Origin of the sequence: Geobacter argillaceus (assembly GCF_007830735.1) — a bacterium.
GTDB classification, from domain to species: Bacteria; Desulfobacterota; Desulfuromonadia; order Geobacterales; family DSM-12255; genus Geomobilibacter; species Geomobilibacter argillaceus.
Map to the genome: position 1 here is coordinate 193515 of NZ_VLLN01000004.1, position 14659 is coordinate 208173.

Genomic DNA, 14659 nt, shown 5'->3' on the forward strand with positions numbered 1-14659 from the left:
TTATACGGTAGTTGGTTCTGAAGCGGCCGCCGCCCGCCTCCGGTCGTTCTTTTCATTCCACTGCTCGATCACGTAGTAGAGTGCCGGCAGGAGCAGCAGGGTGAGCGCCGTCGCGCTCACGAGCCCCCCCACCACGACGGTGGCGAGCGGCCGTTGCACATCGCTCCCCAGACCATGGGCCAGAGCTGCGGGGGTCAACCCCAGGGCCGCCACGGTGGCGGTCATCAGCACCGGGCGCAGCCGCTCGCGGGCGCCGTTCACGACGGCGTCCTTCAGGGACACATTGGTCTCCCCTCTCCGGCGGTTCAGGTTGGCGATCATGATGATGGCGTTCAGGACCGCGACCCCGAAGAGGGCGATGAAGCCGACCGCGCTGGAGACGTTCAGGGTCATGCCGCGCAGGTGGAGGGCGATGAGCCCTCCCAGGGCGGCGAGCGGCACGACGAGGAGGATCAGCGCCGGCTGGCGCAGGTTGCGGAACTCCCCGAAGAGGAGCAGGAACATGAGTGCCAGCACCATGGGGAGAATCAGCGCCAGGCGGGCCTGGGCGCGCTGCTGGTTCTCGAACTGCCCCCCCCAGGCGATTCTGAAGCGGGCGTGGTCGTACTTTACGGCGGACTCGATCGTATGTTTCGCCTCGCCGAGGAATGACGAGAGATCCCGGCCGCGCAGGTCGAGCCGCACGGTCAGGTGACGTTTCCCCATCTCGCGCGTAATGGTGCTCTCCCCGTCGTCGAGCCGGATCGAGGCGACCTGCGCCAGCGGAATGCGCGCACCGGTCGGGGAGGTGAGTACCAGGTTGCCGATGGCATCCGGGTCGTTACGCGCTTCGCTCGCAAAGCGTACCGCGATGTCGTAGTGCCGTTCGTCGATGAAGAGTTGGCCGACGGGCTTGCCGCCGATGCCGGTGCCGATCAGGTCGGCGATGTCGGCGGCGTTGATGCCGAAGCGCGCCGCGGCCCCACGGTCGACGGCGATGCGTACCTGGGGCAGGGGGGGCTCCTGGTCGATGGCCACGTCCTGGGCACCGGGGATACCCTTCAGCACCCGCTCCACGTCGGCGGCGATGCGGCGCGACTCCTTGAAGTCGTTGCCGTAGACCTTCACCACCAGGTCGCTGTGGGCGCCGGCCACCTTGTCGAGGATCATGTCGGAGATCGGCTGGGTAAAGCCTACCTGGACGCCGGGGAGCTTCTTGAAGCGCGCGGACATCCGGTCGATCAGCTCCTGCTTGGAGAGCCCCGATGCCCAGGTGTTGTAGGGATGAAGGCCGACGATCGCCTCGATGTGGGACGGGGTGAACGGGTCCATGCCGTCGTCGGTGCGGCCGAGCTGGGTGACGATGTAGGAGACCTCCTTGAACTCCCGCGTTGCCCGACGCAGTTCATTGGCCATCTCGGCGGCCTTCTCCAGCGAGATGCCGGGGGGGAGCGTCACCTGGAGCCAGATGGAGCCCTCGTCGAGGTAGGGGAGGAAATCCCGGCCGATCGTCGCCCCCAGCCCCACGACGAGGGCGAGCGTGATCGCGAAGGCGGCGACGGCCCGCCGGGGATGGCCGACGATGCGGGAGAGGAGCGTTTCGTAGCGCGGCGAGAGCCTTTCCAGCAGCGGGTTGTGAAAGACGCGGCCCGGCCGGCGGTAGGCGAGGTAGGCAAGCCCCGGAATGAGCATGAGGGCCACGGCGAGCGCCCCCAAGAGGGCAAAGCCGACCGCGTAGGCCATGGGGGAGAAGAGCTTGTATTCGATGCGCTGGAAGGCGAAGAGCGGCAGGTAGGCGGTGATGATGACGAGCATGCCGAAGAACATCGGCCGGGTCACCTGGAGGGCGGCCGTCATCACCTCGCCGGCGGAAAGGGTGCGCCCTTCGTCTTCCTCCCGTTTGCGCAGAATGTTCTCCACCACGACGATGGCGCCGTCGACGATGATGCCGAAGTCGATCGCCCCGAGCGACAGGAGGTTTGCCGGGATCCGGAAGTGGTGCATGCAGATGAAGGCGAACAGGAGGGAGAGCGGAATCGTCACCGCCACGATCAGCGCCGCGCGCGGGCTGCCGAGGAAGAGGAGGAGCACGAGGGTGACGAGGATCATCCCCTCGCAGAGCGTCTTGCCGACGGTGGAGACCGTGGTGTTTACCAGGTTCGTGCGGTCGAGGTAGGGGATGACCTTCACATCCTTGGGGAGGATATGCTCGTTCAGGTCGCGGATCGCCTCGTGCACCCCTTCCAGTACCCGTGAGGGGTTTTCGTTCTTCAGCATGAGGGTGATCCCCTCGATGGTGTCCGGGTTGTCGTCCTTGCCGAGCACGCCGCGGCGTTCCTGGTGGCCGAGCTTCACCTCGCCCAGGTCCCGCACGAGCACCGGCACGCCGTTTTTCTGGGTGACGACGATGTTCCCCAGGTCGTCCAGCCCGCCGATCAGCCCCACCCCCCGCACGACGAACCCCTGCTGGCCGCGGTTCATGATGCTGCCGCCGGCATTGGCGTTATTGGCGTTGATCGCCTGGGTGATCTGGCCGAGAGAGATGTTGTACTTGGTGAGTCGGGCAGGGTCGAATTCGAGGAGGAACTGGGTAGTGAGGCCACCGAAATTGGAGACGTCGATCACACCGGGGACCTGCTTCAGGCGCGGGATGACCTTCCAGAACTGCAATTCCGAGAGCTCGCGCAGGTCGCGGCTCTTTGATTCGAGCGTGTAGCGGTAGATCTCGCCGATGGGCGAGGTCATCGGATCGAGACCGGGCTGCGCGCCGTAGGGGAGGGAGACGCCGCTGATCCGCTCCTGGAGGCGCTGGCGCGCCCAGTAGTCCTCAACCCCGTCCTTGAAGACGACGGTGATGAGCGAGAGGCCGAAGGTGCTGTTGGAGCGCATGACGTGCATGCCGGGGGCGCTCATGATTTCCCGCTCCAGCGGGATCGTGATCTGCTGCTCTACCTCTTCGGCCGCAAGCCCCGGGACCTGGGTGATGACCTGGGCGCTCACATCGGAGATGTCGGGATAGGCTTCAACGGGGAGCTGTCGCCAGCTGTACCAGCCGTAGAGGGCGACAAAGGCAAATACCAGGCCGACGATGCCGCGCCGGTTGAAGCAGAGGGTGACGAGACGTTCAATCATTGAGGAGCACTCCCTCCTTCACCACGATCCGCTCGCCGGCCTTGAGCCCCGAGACGACCTCGATACGGTTCCCCAGCTGGGCGCCGGTCTTGACGACGCGCGGCTCGAACCGCCAGGGGGAGGTTTCGACGAAGATGCGGCTGTTGAGGCCGCTCTGCACGAGCGCCGTCGCGGGCACGACGGCCGCCTTGCGGGCAGGGCCCTTGAAAACCACCTTGGCGAACATGCCGGGTCGGAAGCGTCCCGAAGAGTTGTCGATGGCGATGCGCACCTTAACGGTGCGGGTGTCCGGCTCGAGCAGCTCTCCCACGTAGCGGACCTTCCCGGAGAAGCCCTCCCCCTCGTAGGCGTTCAGTGAGATCCGGGCTTCCTGGCCGACGAACACGGAAGCGAGGTCTTTTTCCTGCACGCTCGCCGCGAGCCAGACCGTGGAGAGATTGGCCACCGTCATGATCGGGGCGTTGGTATCGTTCCAGAACCCTCCCTGGGCGCCGGTCAATTCGATCACGTGTCCCGCAATCGGCGAGCGGAGCGTGTACTGGCGGCCGTTGCCCCGGCCGAGTGCGCTTCCCAGGAGCGAGAGCCGCGTCTTGGCCCGCTGCGCCTCGCTCGCCGCCTGGCTGTAATCGTTCTCGGCCTGTTCCAGGTCTTTGCGGGCGGAGATCTCGGCCCTGGCGAGCTCTTTCTGCCGCTCCAGGCTGCGTTTCGTCAGGCCGAGGGCCGCCTCCGCCTTGGCGGCGTCGCTGTACGCCTGGGCCATGTCGGCGGAATCGAGGGTGAAGAGCGCTTCCCCTTTCCTGACCGGGTCGCCCAAGTGCTTATGGAGTTGCACGATCCTGCCCGAGAGCGGCGGCACGACCTTGATCAGCTTGGCCGGGTCGACCTCCACCACCCCCGGTACCGTGATGGGGGGTTCGACCGATTGTTCCTCTACCGCCGCGACCTGGAGCGAGCTGCGCAACGGCGAGGCGTCCGGCACACGGACGCGACCCTCCTCACGGATGAGCGGGGCGTTCGCCTGGGCCGCCGGCTCGGCCTGGTTGGCGTGGGATGGTTTCGCGATGCTGTCGCATCCCGCCAGCCACACCGCCGCAAGCACCAGAACGACCCCTTTCATGTTCGACGACTTACTCATTACGCTTCTCCTTTCTCGAATCCCTTTAAACCCCGTCCGTCGGGACGGTGTACGATTGGTTGAACAGATGTCCGGTTTTGCTCCGCAATTAACCGGTTGTCAATTATTGATAATGAATGCTATCCTCAACAACCCACCCCCAAAAAGGCCATGGCGAACTCTGTACTGCCGTGGCGAGGAAGGGAGTGTATAAGATGGGAGTGCTGTCCCCAGAAGCGGTCTTGATCTGGGGTGGATGAATTTGATAGTCGTTTTCAACTTATTGAAAGCCGGTCAGCCTGTCAAGAAGATTTTGTCGGTTCTCCTGAAATTCCGAATCCGGGTGAATGGAATTATCACAAATCCAAGTTTCCGCTTTTACAAAAGCACGTTTCTCCGTTCACTTTTCCCGGTGATATCGTTTGACAGGTGGGTGGTGGCGGGGTATTAGTGTTACGAAACTCCAAATCGTAACACACTTGTCTCCGCCCGCCTCCTGGCCGGCGGAAGGACGGAGGTGCGCCATGCACATGGCGGATGCGCTTGTCTCGCCTGCTGTCGGCGGCACCATGTGGGCTGCCACGGCCGGTACCATCGCCTACTGTTCCGCACGGTTGCGCAGGGATCTCGATGACCGCAAGGTGCCGCTCATGGGAGTGCTCGGCGCATTCCTCTTCGCAGCCCAGATGATCAACTTTGCCATTCCGGCAACCGGCTCCAGCGGTCATCTGGGGGGAGGACTCCTGCTGGCGATCCTGCTCGGCCCGCATGCCGCCTTCCTGGTGATTGCGTCGGTCCTGGTGGTCCAGGCGCTCTTCTTTGCCGACGGCGGGCTCCTGGCCCTGGGGTGCAACATCTTCAACCTCGGCTTTTTCCCGGCGTTCATCGCCTATCCCTTCATCTACAGGAAGATCACAGGTCCACGGCCGAGCCGGCGGCGGCTGAACGTGGCTGCCATCGTTGCCGCCATTGCCGGGTTGCAGATGGGGGCCTTCGGCGTGGTGCTGGAAACCGTCTTGTCCGGGATCTCCTCGCTGCCGTTTCCGACATTCGTTGCCTTTATGCAGCCTATTCACCTGGCAATCGGCATCGTTGAGGGGATTGTGACCGCGGCAGTCGTTTCGTTTGTGTACAAGGCACGTCCGGAAATCATCCGGAGCGCTCTGGACGCCCACCCCATGGGCAACCATCCGATGCGCACCATCATTCTCGCCTTTTTTGCCGCTGCTCTCCTGACCGGCGGTATCTTTTCCCGGTTTGCCTCGGTAAACCCCGACGGTCTGGAATGGTCCATAGCCGGGGTGACCGGCAAGGAAGAACTGAAGGGCCGGGAATATGGCGTGCACGGTTTGCTGTCAGCATTGCAGGGGGGAATTGCCTTTCTGCCGGATTACTCTTTTAGGCGGCCGGCAATTGCCATGGCCGAAGATGCCAAGAAAAAGGGCGCGGATCGCGGGATCGAAACCGGCATTTCCGGGATCGTCGGAAGCTTCATCACCCTTGTGATGGCGGTTCTTGTCGGGGTTGCGCTTAAGCGGCGGGCGGCTCCCGGTTGAGGGAGGGGCGGATGTCGAAGGCACCGGTGGGAGGGGGCGGACCTCTCCCTTTTGTTTTTATCCGGCCGTAAGGGATGGCTATGGTTTCCATTGATGGTGCAGTGCTGGATTTCAAACGTCTGGACCGGCTGGCAGCCGGGGATACACTGCTCCACCGGCTTGATCCGCGGGCGAAGGTGCTGACTACGCTCGTCTTCATCACGTCGGTCGTCTCCTTCAGCAGATACGAGCTGACCGCCCTGTTCCCCTTTTTCATCTTTCCGGCGGCCATGATCGCCCTCGGCAATCTCCCGGCCGGCTATATCGTCAGGAAAATAGGGGTCGTTATTCCGTTTGCCATTGTCATGGGTATGTTCAACCCCATTTTCGACCGGCAACTGCTGATCCACGTCGGTCCGCTCGGGATCAGCGGTGGCTGGCTCTCCTGCGCCTCCATCGTTGTCCGGGCCATGCTCACTGTCGGGGCGGTCCTGGTCCTGGTGGGGGTGACCGGGTTCACCGCCATCTGTCGGGCCCTGGAGCACATGGGACTGCCGCGGGCCTTTGCCGTGCAACTCCTTTTTCTCTACCGCTACATCTTCGTGCTTACCGACGAGGGGGGGAGGGCGTCGCGGGCGCGCGAACTCCGTTCGTTCGGGCAGTGGGGTTTGGGACCGGGCAGCTACGGATCAATGGTGGGACATCTCCTGCTCAGAACCTGGCAGCGGGCCGAACGGGTCCATGTGGCCATGCTGGCACGCGGGTTTACCGGGGAGTTTCATACGCAACACCCGTGTGCATTTGGCTGGAAGGAGTCTGTTTTTCTGGTGGGCTGGTCTCTGCTCTTTATCGTTTTACGCCTGCATAACGTCTCCCGGTTGCTGGGGGAGCTCGTAACCGGAGCGCTGTCATGAGTCATCACATCGTCGAGGTCAGGAACCTCGGTCATGTCTATCCCGACGGTACGGCAGCCCTGCGGGATGTTTCCTTCCGGATACATCACGGCGAGTCGGTGGCTGTCATCGGCGCCAACGGGGCCGGGAAGTCGACCCTGCTCATGCACCTGAACGGCTATCTTTCCGCGACAACCGGGGAGGTTCGGATCGGCGATTTCCCGCTCACCAGGACGACCCTGCCCGAGATCCGGCGGACGGTCGGCATGGTCTTCCAGGACCCTGACGATCAGCTCTTCATGCCAACGGTGCATGACGACGTGGCCTTTGGCCCGCTCAACCTGGGATTCCCTCCCGCCGAGGTCGAACAGCGGGTCAGGGATGCCCTGGAGCGGGTCGGGGCCGGGCACCTGCAGCACAAGGCTCCCTACCATCTCTCCGGCGGGGAGAAGAAACGGGTGGCCATTGCCACGGTCCTCTCCATGGCGCCGGACATCCTCGTCCTGGACGAGCCGACCAGCGGTCTCGACCCCTTTGCCCGGCGACAGCTCATGGGGCTCCTCGGCGACTTCCGGCACACCAGGATCATCACCAGCCACGATCTTGACATGGTGCTGGAGCTGTGCGAGCGGACCATCGTGCTGCACGAGGGGGAGGTGAGGGCCGACGGTCCAACCCGGGAGATTTTCGGGAACGAGGCGCTGCTCGCCGCCTGCCGACTGGAAAAGCCGCTCACCATGCAGGGGTGTCCGGTGTGTGGTCGGGCCGGTTGATTTTTTTGCTGACAACTCGGATGCTCTTGGTTACCCTCTGTCCGGACGTCCAAGGAGGAACTATCAGATGAAAATGACAGCCATTGCCATGACCCTTTTCTGCATCTTTGTCCTGTCTGCCGCTTCAATCGTGTCGGCGGCGGAGAAGGCCCCTCTCCCCAAGGGGTACCAGAAGTGGGCGAAGAGCGGCGAGAAGGTCGTGACCGACAAGAACTCCCTTTTTTACGGCATTCACTATATCTACGTGGATGCCAAAACCATGAAGGCTTACCAGGCGGGCGGACCCTACCCGGAGGGGAGCCGGTTCGTGGTCGAATACTTCAATATCAGGGATGAGGGTGGCAAGCCGGTCAAGGGGAAGAAGAACATGATTGTCCTGATGAAAAAAGACAATAAACGGCAGGAGACCGGTGGCTGGCTCTACGCAGGCTTTAATGGCGACGGAACCCCGAGTGCGGTCGATCCGGTGAAGAACTGCTACGAATGTCACCTGAAGGAAGCCAAAGACCGGGGCTTCGTCATTTCGCGCTACGCCCAGTTCCGGTAGTGGGTACGTCCGTACGCCGTGGGCTGAATCGGGAACATTTTCCCTGGTGCCAATTTTTTAAAGTATGTTAGGCTCTTAATGCCGGTCGGCCGTTTCGGGCCGACCGGTCTCCGTCCTTGCCAACGGCGACGGAAGCCTGTCTCCGCGAGGCTGTCAGCATGGCCGAATCACCCGCCGATACCAAGCTTTTCATGGGACGCCAGCCGATCCTGGACAGGGACCAGTCGCTGGTGGCTTACGAGCTTCTGTTTCGCTCCGCCAAGAGCCTGCTCCAGGCCAACGTGACCGATTATGCCCATGCCAGCGCCAGTGTCATTCACAGCGCCATAACCAACTTCGGCCTGAATGAACTGTTGGGGCGCCACAAGGGGTTTTTCAACGTCAGCCTTGAACTGCTGATGGATGATGCCCTGGAACTCCTTCCCCGCAACCAGGTGGTCATCGAACTCCTGGAAACCATCCAGCCAAGCGAGATTGTCGTTGCGCGTTGCAACGAATTGAAGCGAAAGGGTTTCTCCCTTGCACTTGACGATAATCTCTTCGATCCTTCATTTGCCCCGCTCTACGAACTGGTGGACATCGTCAAGGTCGACCTCCTGATGACGACCCCGGATGCGCTCTCACCAATGGTGCAGCAATATAGTAACTGGCCCCTCACGCTCCTGGCGGAAAAGGTGGAGAATATGGAGATGTTCCAGCTCTGCCATGGGCTGGGCTTTCACCTGTTCCAGGGGTACTACTTTGCACGGCCGGTGGTGCTCAACAAGAGGCGGGTGGATGTTTCCGGCATCTCCCTCCTGAAGTTGATAGACCTGGTGATCAGTGATGCCGAGATTCAGGAGATCGAAGAGACCTTCCGGAGGAACCCGAGCCTGGCCTACAACCTGCTGCGCCTGGTAAACTCGGTGGCCATGGGGCTTCGGGAGCGGATCAAGACCCTGCGTCATGCCATTGTGGTCCTGGGGCGCCAGCAGTTGAAGCGCTGGGCCCAACTGGCACTCTATGCCAGCAAGGGGGGGGACACCATCATGAGTCCGCTCCTGGAAGTGGCGGCCATGCGCGGCCGGTTGATGGAGCTGCTGGTCATAAAGAACGCCCAGCTCGGCATTGACCGGGAATCCGCCGAACGGGCTTTTATGACTGGTGTGCTTTCCCTCATCGACGTCCTTTTCGAGACCTCCATGGACGATGTGGTGCGGCAGCTCAACCTGGCGGACGATATTCGACAGGCCCTGCAGGGGCGTAACGGCTATCTGGGACTACTTCTCATGCTGGCCGAACGCCTCGAGGAGAGCGACTTTGCCGGTGTGCTGCCGCTGCTGGCGCAGCTGAAGGTCAAAGAGGACGTGCTCATGGCCGCACAACGGGAGGCGATCCAGTGGACCAACAACCTGGCCGAGATCGCCTGAAATCCAATCTTGACACCGGCTCCCCTTTTGGGGTACCTTTCTTCGTCCCACCACCTGCCGGGACTGGTGCGAAGCCGAGTTAACGCGCCGGCCTGATTGAGGCCGTAGCCGGAATTCCGAAGCTTCCGCGCGTCGTACTTCGCTCCACCATGCCACCCGCTGTTCATCTTGAGCGCACATCGTATAAAGGAATTCCGGACGGTCCCCGAGCAATGAAGATCACAGCGATCATTCCTGCCCGCTTCGCCTCAACCCGTTTCGAGGGGAAGGCCCTTGCCGATATCGTGGGCAAGCCGATGGTGCAGCATGTCTACGAGCGTGCTTCCCGGGCATCCCTGGTGTCAGAGGTCATCGTCGCCACGGACGACGAGCGTATCCTTGCCGCGGTCAATGGGTTCGGCGGCCGGGTGGTCATGACCGGGAAAGGGCACGAGACCGGCACTGATCGCCTGGCAGAGGTTGCTGCAAGCCTGGACAGCGACCTGATCGTCAATGTCCAGGGCGACGAGCCACTCATCGAGCCGGCAATGATCGACGAGGCGATCCGGCCTCTCTTGGACCAACCGTCGATCCCCATGGGGACCCTCAAGTCCCGCATCAGCACCCTGCACGACTTCCTCAGCCCCAATGTGGTCAAGGTGGTTACGGATCGGGACGGGTTTGCCCTCTATTTTTCCCGCTCTCCGCTTCCCAACTTCCGGGATAAGTGGCACGATCTGAAGGACGAGGCGTTCGTTTCCGGCAAGCTTCTCTGCTACAAGCATGTGGGTCTCTATGTCTTTCGCCGGGATTTCCTTCTCCGGTTCGCCCAGATGCCCCCCACCTGCCTGGAGCAGGCGGAGAAGCTGGAGCAGTTGCGGGTACTGGAGAACGGTTACCGGATCAGGGTGGTGGAGACGGAGCATTCCTCCATTGGGGTGGATACCCCGGGTGACCTGGAAAAGGTGTTGGAAAAACTTAGAAATCTGTGAGGGGTAAGGAGTGAGGAGTGAGGGGGAATGCTGAGGGTCGGTTTGTCCGCTCCTTACCCCTTACTCCTCACTCCTTACTTATTGAGGAGTGATGTGATGAAAACCAAATTTATTTTCGTGACCGGCGGCGTGGTCTCCTCGATCGGCAAGGGGCTGGCAGCGGCCTCCCTCGGTGCTCTCCTGGAGGCCAGGGGACTCAGGGTGACCCTGCAGAAACTCGACCCGTACATTAACGTTGATCCCGGCACCATGTCCCCGTTTCAGCATGGCGAGGTCTTCGTTACCGACGACGGTGCCGAAACGGACCTGGACCTGGGACACTACGAGCGGTACACGTCGGCCAAGCTCTCGAAGAAGAGCAACTTCACCACCGGCCAGGTCTACTTCTCGGTCATCGAGAAGGAGCGGCGCGGCGACTACCTGGGCGGGACCGTTCAGGTCATTCCCCACATCACCGACGAGATCAAGCACAAGATTCTGGAGAATGCCAAGGGGCACGACGTGGCCATTGTCGAGGTCGGCGGCACGGTCGGCGATATCGAGTCGCTGCCGTTCCTGGAGGCGATCCGTCAGTTCAAGGCCGACCGCGGACCGGGGAATGTCCTTTACCTCCATGTCACCCTGGTCCCCTACATCCGAACCGCTGGCGAACTGAAGTCAAAGCCGACCCAGCACTCGGTCAAGGAGCTGCGGGAGATCGGCATCCAGCCCGACATCCTGATCTGCCGCTGCGAACAGGACCTCCCCAAGGAGGTGAAGTCCAAGATCGCCCTGTTCTGCAACGTCGAGGATAAGACGGTCATTACCTCGGCCGACGCCGACCATATCTATGCCGTTCCCCTGGCCCTCAACCTGGAGGGGCTGGACGAGCAGGTGGTGGACAAGCTGAATATCTGGACCAAGGCACCTGACCTGACCCCCTGGCAGGAAGTGGTGGCAACGCTCCGCAATCCGCCCAACGGCGAGGTGCGGATCGCCGTGGTCGGCAAGTATGTCAACCTGGCCGACTCCTACAAGTCTCTCAACGAGGCCCTGACCCATGGCGGTCTCGCCAATGACTGCCGGGTCCACCTCGACTTCGTGGATGCCGAACGGATCGAGCAGGAGGGTGTCGACGGCGTGCTGGATGCCGCAGACGGGATCCTCGTGCCGGGCGGTTTCGGCGAGCGGGGTACCGAGGGAAAGATCAAGGCGATCGAGTTTGCCCGGACCCGCAAGGTTCCGTTCTTCGGGATCTGTCTCGGCATGCAGATGGCGGTGGTGGAGTTCGGCCGCAATGTCTGCAATCTTTCGGACGCCTGGTCCAGCGAGTTCAAGGCCGATTGCGCCAACCCGCTGATCCACCTGATGCAGGAGCAGCAAGGGGTCGTCCGCAAGGGGGGAACCATGCGGCTCGGCGCCTATCCCTGCACCCTGGCCAAGGGGACCGTCGCCCTGAAGGCCTACGGCTCCACCGACATCTTTGAGCGACACCGCCATCGCTACGAATTCAACAACGCCTACCGCGAGGTGCTGACAGCCAACGGGCTGGTCCTCTCCGGGATTTTCAAGGAGGGGGATCTGGTGGAGGTGGTGGAGATCGCTGACCACCCCTGGTTCCTCGGCTGCCAGTTCCATCCGGAATTCAAGTCCAAGCCGCTCAACCCCCATCCGCTCTTCCGGGCATTCATCGCGGCAGCGCTGCAGAATCGTAAGTGAGGAGTGAAGGGTGAGGAGTGAAGGGTGAGGAGTGAGGGGGAGTCACAAGTGGTTAACGAAATAGCAATCGGCAACGTCACCATCGGCGGCAACCGGCCCCTGGTCCTCATTGCCGGTCCGTGCGTGATCGAGAACGAGGCCGAGACCCTGCGCTGTGCCGAGCGGCTCAAGGCCATCACCTCTGAGCTCGGAATGCAGCTCATCTTCAAGGCCTCCTACGACAAGGCGAACCGGACATCGGTCAGCGCCTTTCGCGGTCCGGGCATGGCCGAAGGGCTCAGGATACTGGCCAGGGTGAAGCAGGAGTACGACCTGCCACTCCTCTCCGATATCCATGGCCTGGAGCAGGTTGCGCCGGCCGCGGAACTGCTGGATGTGCTCCAGATCCCGGCATTTCTCTGCCGTCAGACCGACCTGGTGGTTGCTGCCGGCCGGACCGGCAGGGTGGTCAATGTCAAGAAGGGTCAGTTCCTTGCCCCGTGGGACATGGAGAACGTGGTCGGGAAACTGCGCGCCACCGGCAACGACCGGATCGTCCTGACCGAGCGTGGCGCCTCCTTTGGCTACAATAACCTGGTGGTGGATATGCGGAGCCTGCCGATTATGCGCCGGACCGGCTGTCCAGTGGTCTTCGACGCTACCCACAGTGTCCAGCTTCCCGGCGGGCAGGGGGGCTCGTCCGGCGGCCAGCGGGAGTTCGTCGAGTTTCTTGGCCGGGCTGCCGTTGCCACCGGCATCGACGGCATCTTCATGGAAGTGCACGAAGAGCCGGACAAGGCGCTGTGCGACGGCCCGAACTCGGTCCGCCTGGCTGACCTCACCGACCTGCTCGGTCAGCTGCTGGCCATCGATGCCATTGTGAAGGGACGTAAGGGGTAGCCGTCGTGCGAAGCGGACAGGAACAACACGGTGTGGACGTCATTGCCGAGGCCAGACGGGTTATACGCATGGAGGCGGAGGCGTTGCAGGCCCTCAGCGAGGCTATTGACGGCGAGTTTGTCCAGGCGGTGGATCTGATCCTTGGCAGCAGCGGGCGGGTGGTGGTCACGGGCATGGGAAAGTCGGGCCTGATCGGCCAGAAAATTGCCTCCACCATGGCCTCGACCGGCACCCCGGCCTTTTTTCTCCATCCGGCCGAGGGGGTGCATGGCGATCTGGGGATGATCATGAAGGGAGATGTGATCATTGCCGTCTCCAACAGCGGCGAAACCGAAGAGGTATTGCGCATCCTGCCGGTCATCAAGCGCCTTGGCAACAAGCTGATAGCCATGGCCGGGAACCCCGATTCCACGCTGGCCAGGGCCGGGGACGTCTTTCTGACAGTCGCCGTCAAGGAAGAGGCGTGCCCCCTCGGGCTGGCACCGACCTCCTCCACTACGGCCACCCTGGCCATGGGGGATGCCCTGGCCGTCTCCCTCCTGCTCAAGCGTGGCTTTCGGGCCGAGGACTTTGCCCTGTTTCACCCCGGTGGTTCGCTGGGCAAGCGCCTGATCCTGACCGTGGAAGACCTGATGCATTCCGGCGGCGAACTGCCGCTCGTTCTCGAACAGACCCTCATGCGCGAGGCGCTGTTCGTCATCACTGCCAAGGGGTTGGGGATCACCGGTGTGACCGATCCCAGTGGCGCCCTGGTGGGGGTCATTACGGACGGGGATCTGCGGCGGGCGCTGGAACGTGGCGGAGACCTGCTCAACAGTCCCGCAGCAGAACTGATGAGCCGCCGGCCCAAGCGGATCGGGCGGTTTGATCTGGCTGCCAGCGCCCTCCAGCGCATGGAGGAATTTTCCATCACGTCGCTCTTTGTTTTTGACGATGAGCTGGCACAGCAGCCGGTGGGGATCGTGCACCTTCATGATTTGCTCAAAGCGGGGATTGCCTGATGAACGAACAGCGCCTCAAGCCGGTCAAGCTCCTCATTCTCGATGTGGACGGCGTCATGACCGATGGCCGGATCATCTACGACGCCAATGGGGTCGAGTCGAAGTTTTTCAACGTCAAGGACGGGCACGGCATCAAGATGCTCCAGCGGAGCGGCGTGCAGATCGGCATCATCTCCGGCCGCGAATCCATGGTGGTCACCAACCGGGCAGCCGAACTGGGGATCACCCTGGTGTACCAGAAGGCATTGAACAAGATCGGGCCATACGAAGAGATCCTCAGGGCCACGGGGCTCCGGGACCACGAGGTCGCCTACATGGGAGACGACATCCTGGATGTGCCGGTCATGCGACGGGTTGGCTTTGCCGCTGCTCCTGCCGATGCCATGGAGGACGTGCTGCCCCATGTCCATTTCGTCACCCGGAATCGCGGCGGTTGGGGGGCGGTACGGGAGGTCTGTGACGTTCTCCTCAAGGTCCAGGGGACCTGGGACGAAGTGACGGCCCGTTACAATCTCCATTGAGCAGCATTGGTTGAGATCAGATGTGGAATAAAACCGGAACGCCCGCTTTCGCAGATCTGGAAGCGGGCGTTTTTTGTTTTGAAAAGCTTGAATATCCGTTGTTTTTGGGAATAGATTTTTTTAATTCAATCTTTGTGCCAACTTTGTTGTTTGCTGCCATAAAGCCCTTTACAGGTCACGGGGTTGATGGTATACTCCGCCGCTGAA

At 62.0% G+C, this 14659-nt stretch carries 13 protein-coding genes; 11 read left to right on the forward strand and 2 right to left on the reverse strand.

Annotation, left to right across the window (positions count from 1 at the left end; translation table 11 throughout):
* Positions 1–3111 (reverse strand): efflux RND transporter permease subunit, encoded by a 3111-nt coding sequence (locus JN12_RS05000; RefSeq protein WP_145019088.1) that lies wholly within the window; start codon positions 3109–3111, stop codon positions 1–3.
* The gene (locus JN12_RS05005) at positions 3104–4246 is read right to left on the reverse strand and encodes an efflux RND transporter periplasmic adaptor subunit (protein WP_145019091.1); all 1143 of its coding nucleotides are present in this window, start codon (positions 4244–4246) and stop codon (positions 3104–3106) included. Before JN12_RS05005 ends, JN12_RS05000 begins: the two co-directional genes overlap by 8 nt.
* Positions 4247–4749: 503 nt before the next feature.
* Between JN12_RS05005 and JN12_RS05010 the strand changes: the two genes are divergently transcribed.
* From JN12_RS05010 to JN12_RS05060, 11 genes are all read left to right on the forward strand, one after another.
* A complete protein-coding gene (locus tag JN12_RS05010) occupies positions 4750–5781 on the forward strand; it encodes an energy-coupling factor ABC transporter permease (RefSeq protein WP_145019094.1) in 1032 nt (343 codons plus the stop codon).
* 80 nt (positions 5782–5861) lie between these two features.
* On the forward strand, positions 5862–6674 hold the full coding sequence (cbiQ, locus tag JN12_RS05015) for a cobalt ECF transporter T component CbiQ (protein WP_145019097.1): 813 nt from the start codon (positions 5862–5864) through the stop codon (positions 6672–6674).
* Positions 6671–7426 (forward strand): energy-coupling factor ABC transporter ATP-binding protein, encoded by a 756-nt coding sequence (locus tag JN12_RS05020; RefSeq protein ID WP_145019100.1) that lies wholly within the window; start codon positions 6671–6673, stop codon positions 7424–7426. The genes cbiQ and JN12_RS05020 overlap by 4 nt, the downstream gene beginning before the upstream one ends.
* A gap of 67 nt (positions 7427–7493) precedes the next feature.
* Positions 7494–7973: a cytochrome P460 family protein gene (locus JN12_RS05025; RefSeq protein WP_211360502.1), complete on the forward strand. Its 480-nt coding sequence runs from the start codon at positions 7494–7496 to the stop codon at positions 7971–7973.
* Positions 7974–8131: 158 nt separating this feature from the next.
* Entirely contained in the window at positions 8132–9382 is a 1251-nt protein-coding gene (locus JN12_RS05030; protein WP_145019103.1) for an EAL and HDOD domain-containing protein, read from the forward strand.
* Between the two features lie 212 nt (positions 9383–9594).
* Entirely contained in the window at positions 9595–10353 is a 759-nt protein-coding gene (gene kdsB, locus JN12_RS05035; protein ID WP_145019106.1) for a 3-deoxy-manno-octulosonate cytidylyltransferase, read from the forward strand.
* Between the two features lie 96 nt (positions 10354–10449).
* Positions 10450–12051, forward strand: coding sequence for a CTP synthase (locus JN12_RS05040; protein ID WP_145019109.1), 1602 nt, complete (start codon positions 10450–10452; stop codon positions 12049–12051).
* A 48-nt stretch (positions 12052–12099) separates the two neighbouring features.
* On the forward strand, positions 12100–12930 hold the full coding sequence (gene kdsA, locus JN12_RS05045; protein ID WP_145019111.1) for a 3-deoxy-8-phosphooctulonate synthase: 831 nt from the start codon (positions 12100–12102) through the stop codon (positions 12928–12930).
* A gap of 68 nt (positions 12931–12998) precedes the next feature.
* Entirely contained in the window at positions 12999–13931 is a 933-nt protein-coding gene (locus JN12_RS05050) for a KpsF/GutQ family sugar-phosphate isomerase (protein WP_145019276.1), read from the forward strand.
* A complete protein-coding gene (locus JN12_RS05055) occupies positions 13931–14452 on the forward strand; it encodes a KdsC family phosphatase (RefSeq protein ID WP_145019114.1) in 522 nt (173 codons plus the stop codon). Before JN12_RS05050 ends, JN12_RS05055 begins: the two co-directional genes overlap by 1 nt.
* 20 nt (positions 14453–14472) lie before the next feature.
* The gene (locus JN12_RS05060) at positions 14473–14658 is read left to right on the forward strand and encodes a hypothetical protein (protein WP_145019117.1); all 186 of its coding nucleotides are present in this window, start codon (positions 14473–14475) and stop codon (positions 14656–14658) included.
* Position 14659 lies beyond the last annotated feature (1 nt).

Coding starts and splice junctions, on each gene's coding strand:
- JN12_RS05000 (WP_145019088.1), bottom strand. CDS start 3,111: ATGATTGAACGTCTCGTCACCCTCTGCTTCAACCGGCGCGGCATCGTC.
- JN12_RS05005 (WP_145019091.1), bottom strand. CDS start 4,246: ATGAGTAAGTCGTCGAACATGAAAGGGGTCGTTCTGGTGCTTGCGGCG.
- JN12_RS05010 (WP_145019094.1), top strand. CDS start 4,750: ATGCACATGGCGGATGCGCTTGTCTCGCCTGCTGTCGGCGGCACCATG.
- cbiQ (WP_145019097.1), top strand. CDS start 5,862: ATGGTTTCCATTGATGGTGCAGTGCTGGATTTCAAACGTCTGGACCGG.
- JN12_RS05020 (WP_145019100.1), top strand. CDS start 6,671: ATGAGTCATCACATCGTCGAGGTCAGGAACCTCGGTCATGTCTATCCC.
- JN12_RS05025 (WP_211360502.1), top strand. CDS start 7,494: ATGAAAATGACAGCCATTGCCATGACCCTTTTCTGCATCTTTGTCCTG.
- JN12_RS05030 (WP_145019103.1), top strand. CDS start 8,132: ATGGCCGAATCACCCGCCGATACCAAGCTTTTCATGGGACGCCAGCCG.
- kdsB (WP_145019106.1), top strand. CDS start 9,595: ATGAAGATCACAGCGATCATTCCTGCCCGCTTCGCCTCAACCCGTTTC.
- JN12_RS05040 (WP_145019109.1), top strand. CDS start 10,450: ATGAAAACCAAATTTATTTTCGTGACCGGCGGCGTGGTCTCCTCGATC.
- JN12_RS05050 (WP_145019276.1), top strand. CDS start 12,999: ATGGAGGCGGAGGCGTTGCAGGCCCTCAGCGAGGCTATTGACGGCGAG.
- JN12_RS05055 (WP_145019114.1), top strand. CDS start 13,931: ATGAACGAACAGCGCCTCAAGCCGGTCAAGCTCCTCATTCTCGATGTG.
- JN12_RS05060 (WP_145019117.1), top strand. CDS start 14,473: ATGTGGAATAAAACCGGAACGCCCGCTTTCGCAGATCTGGAAGCGGGC.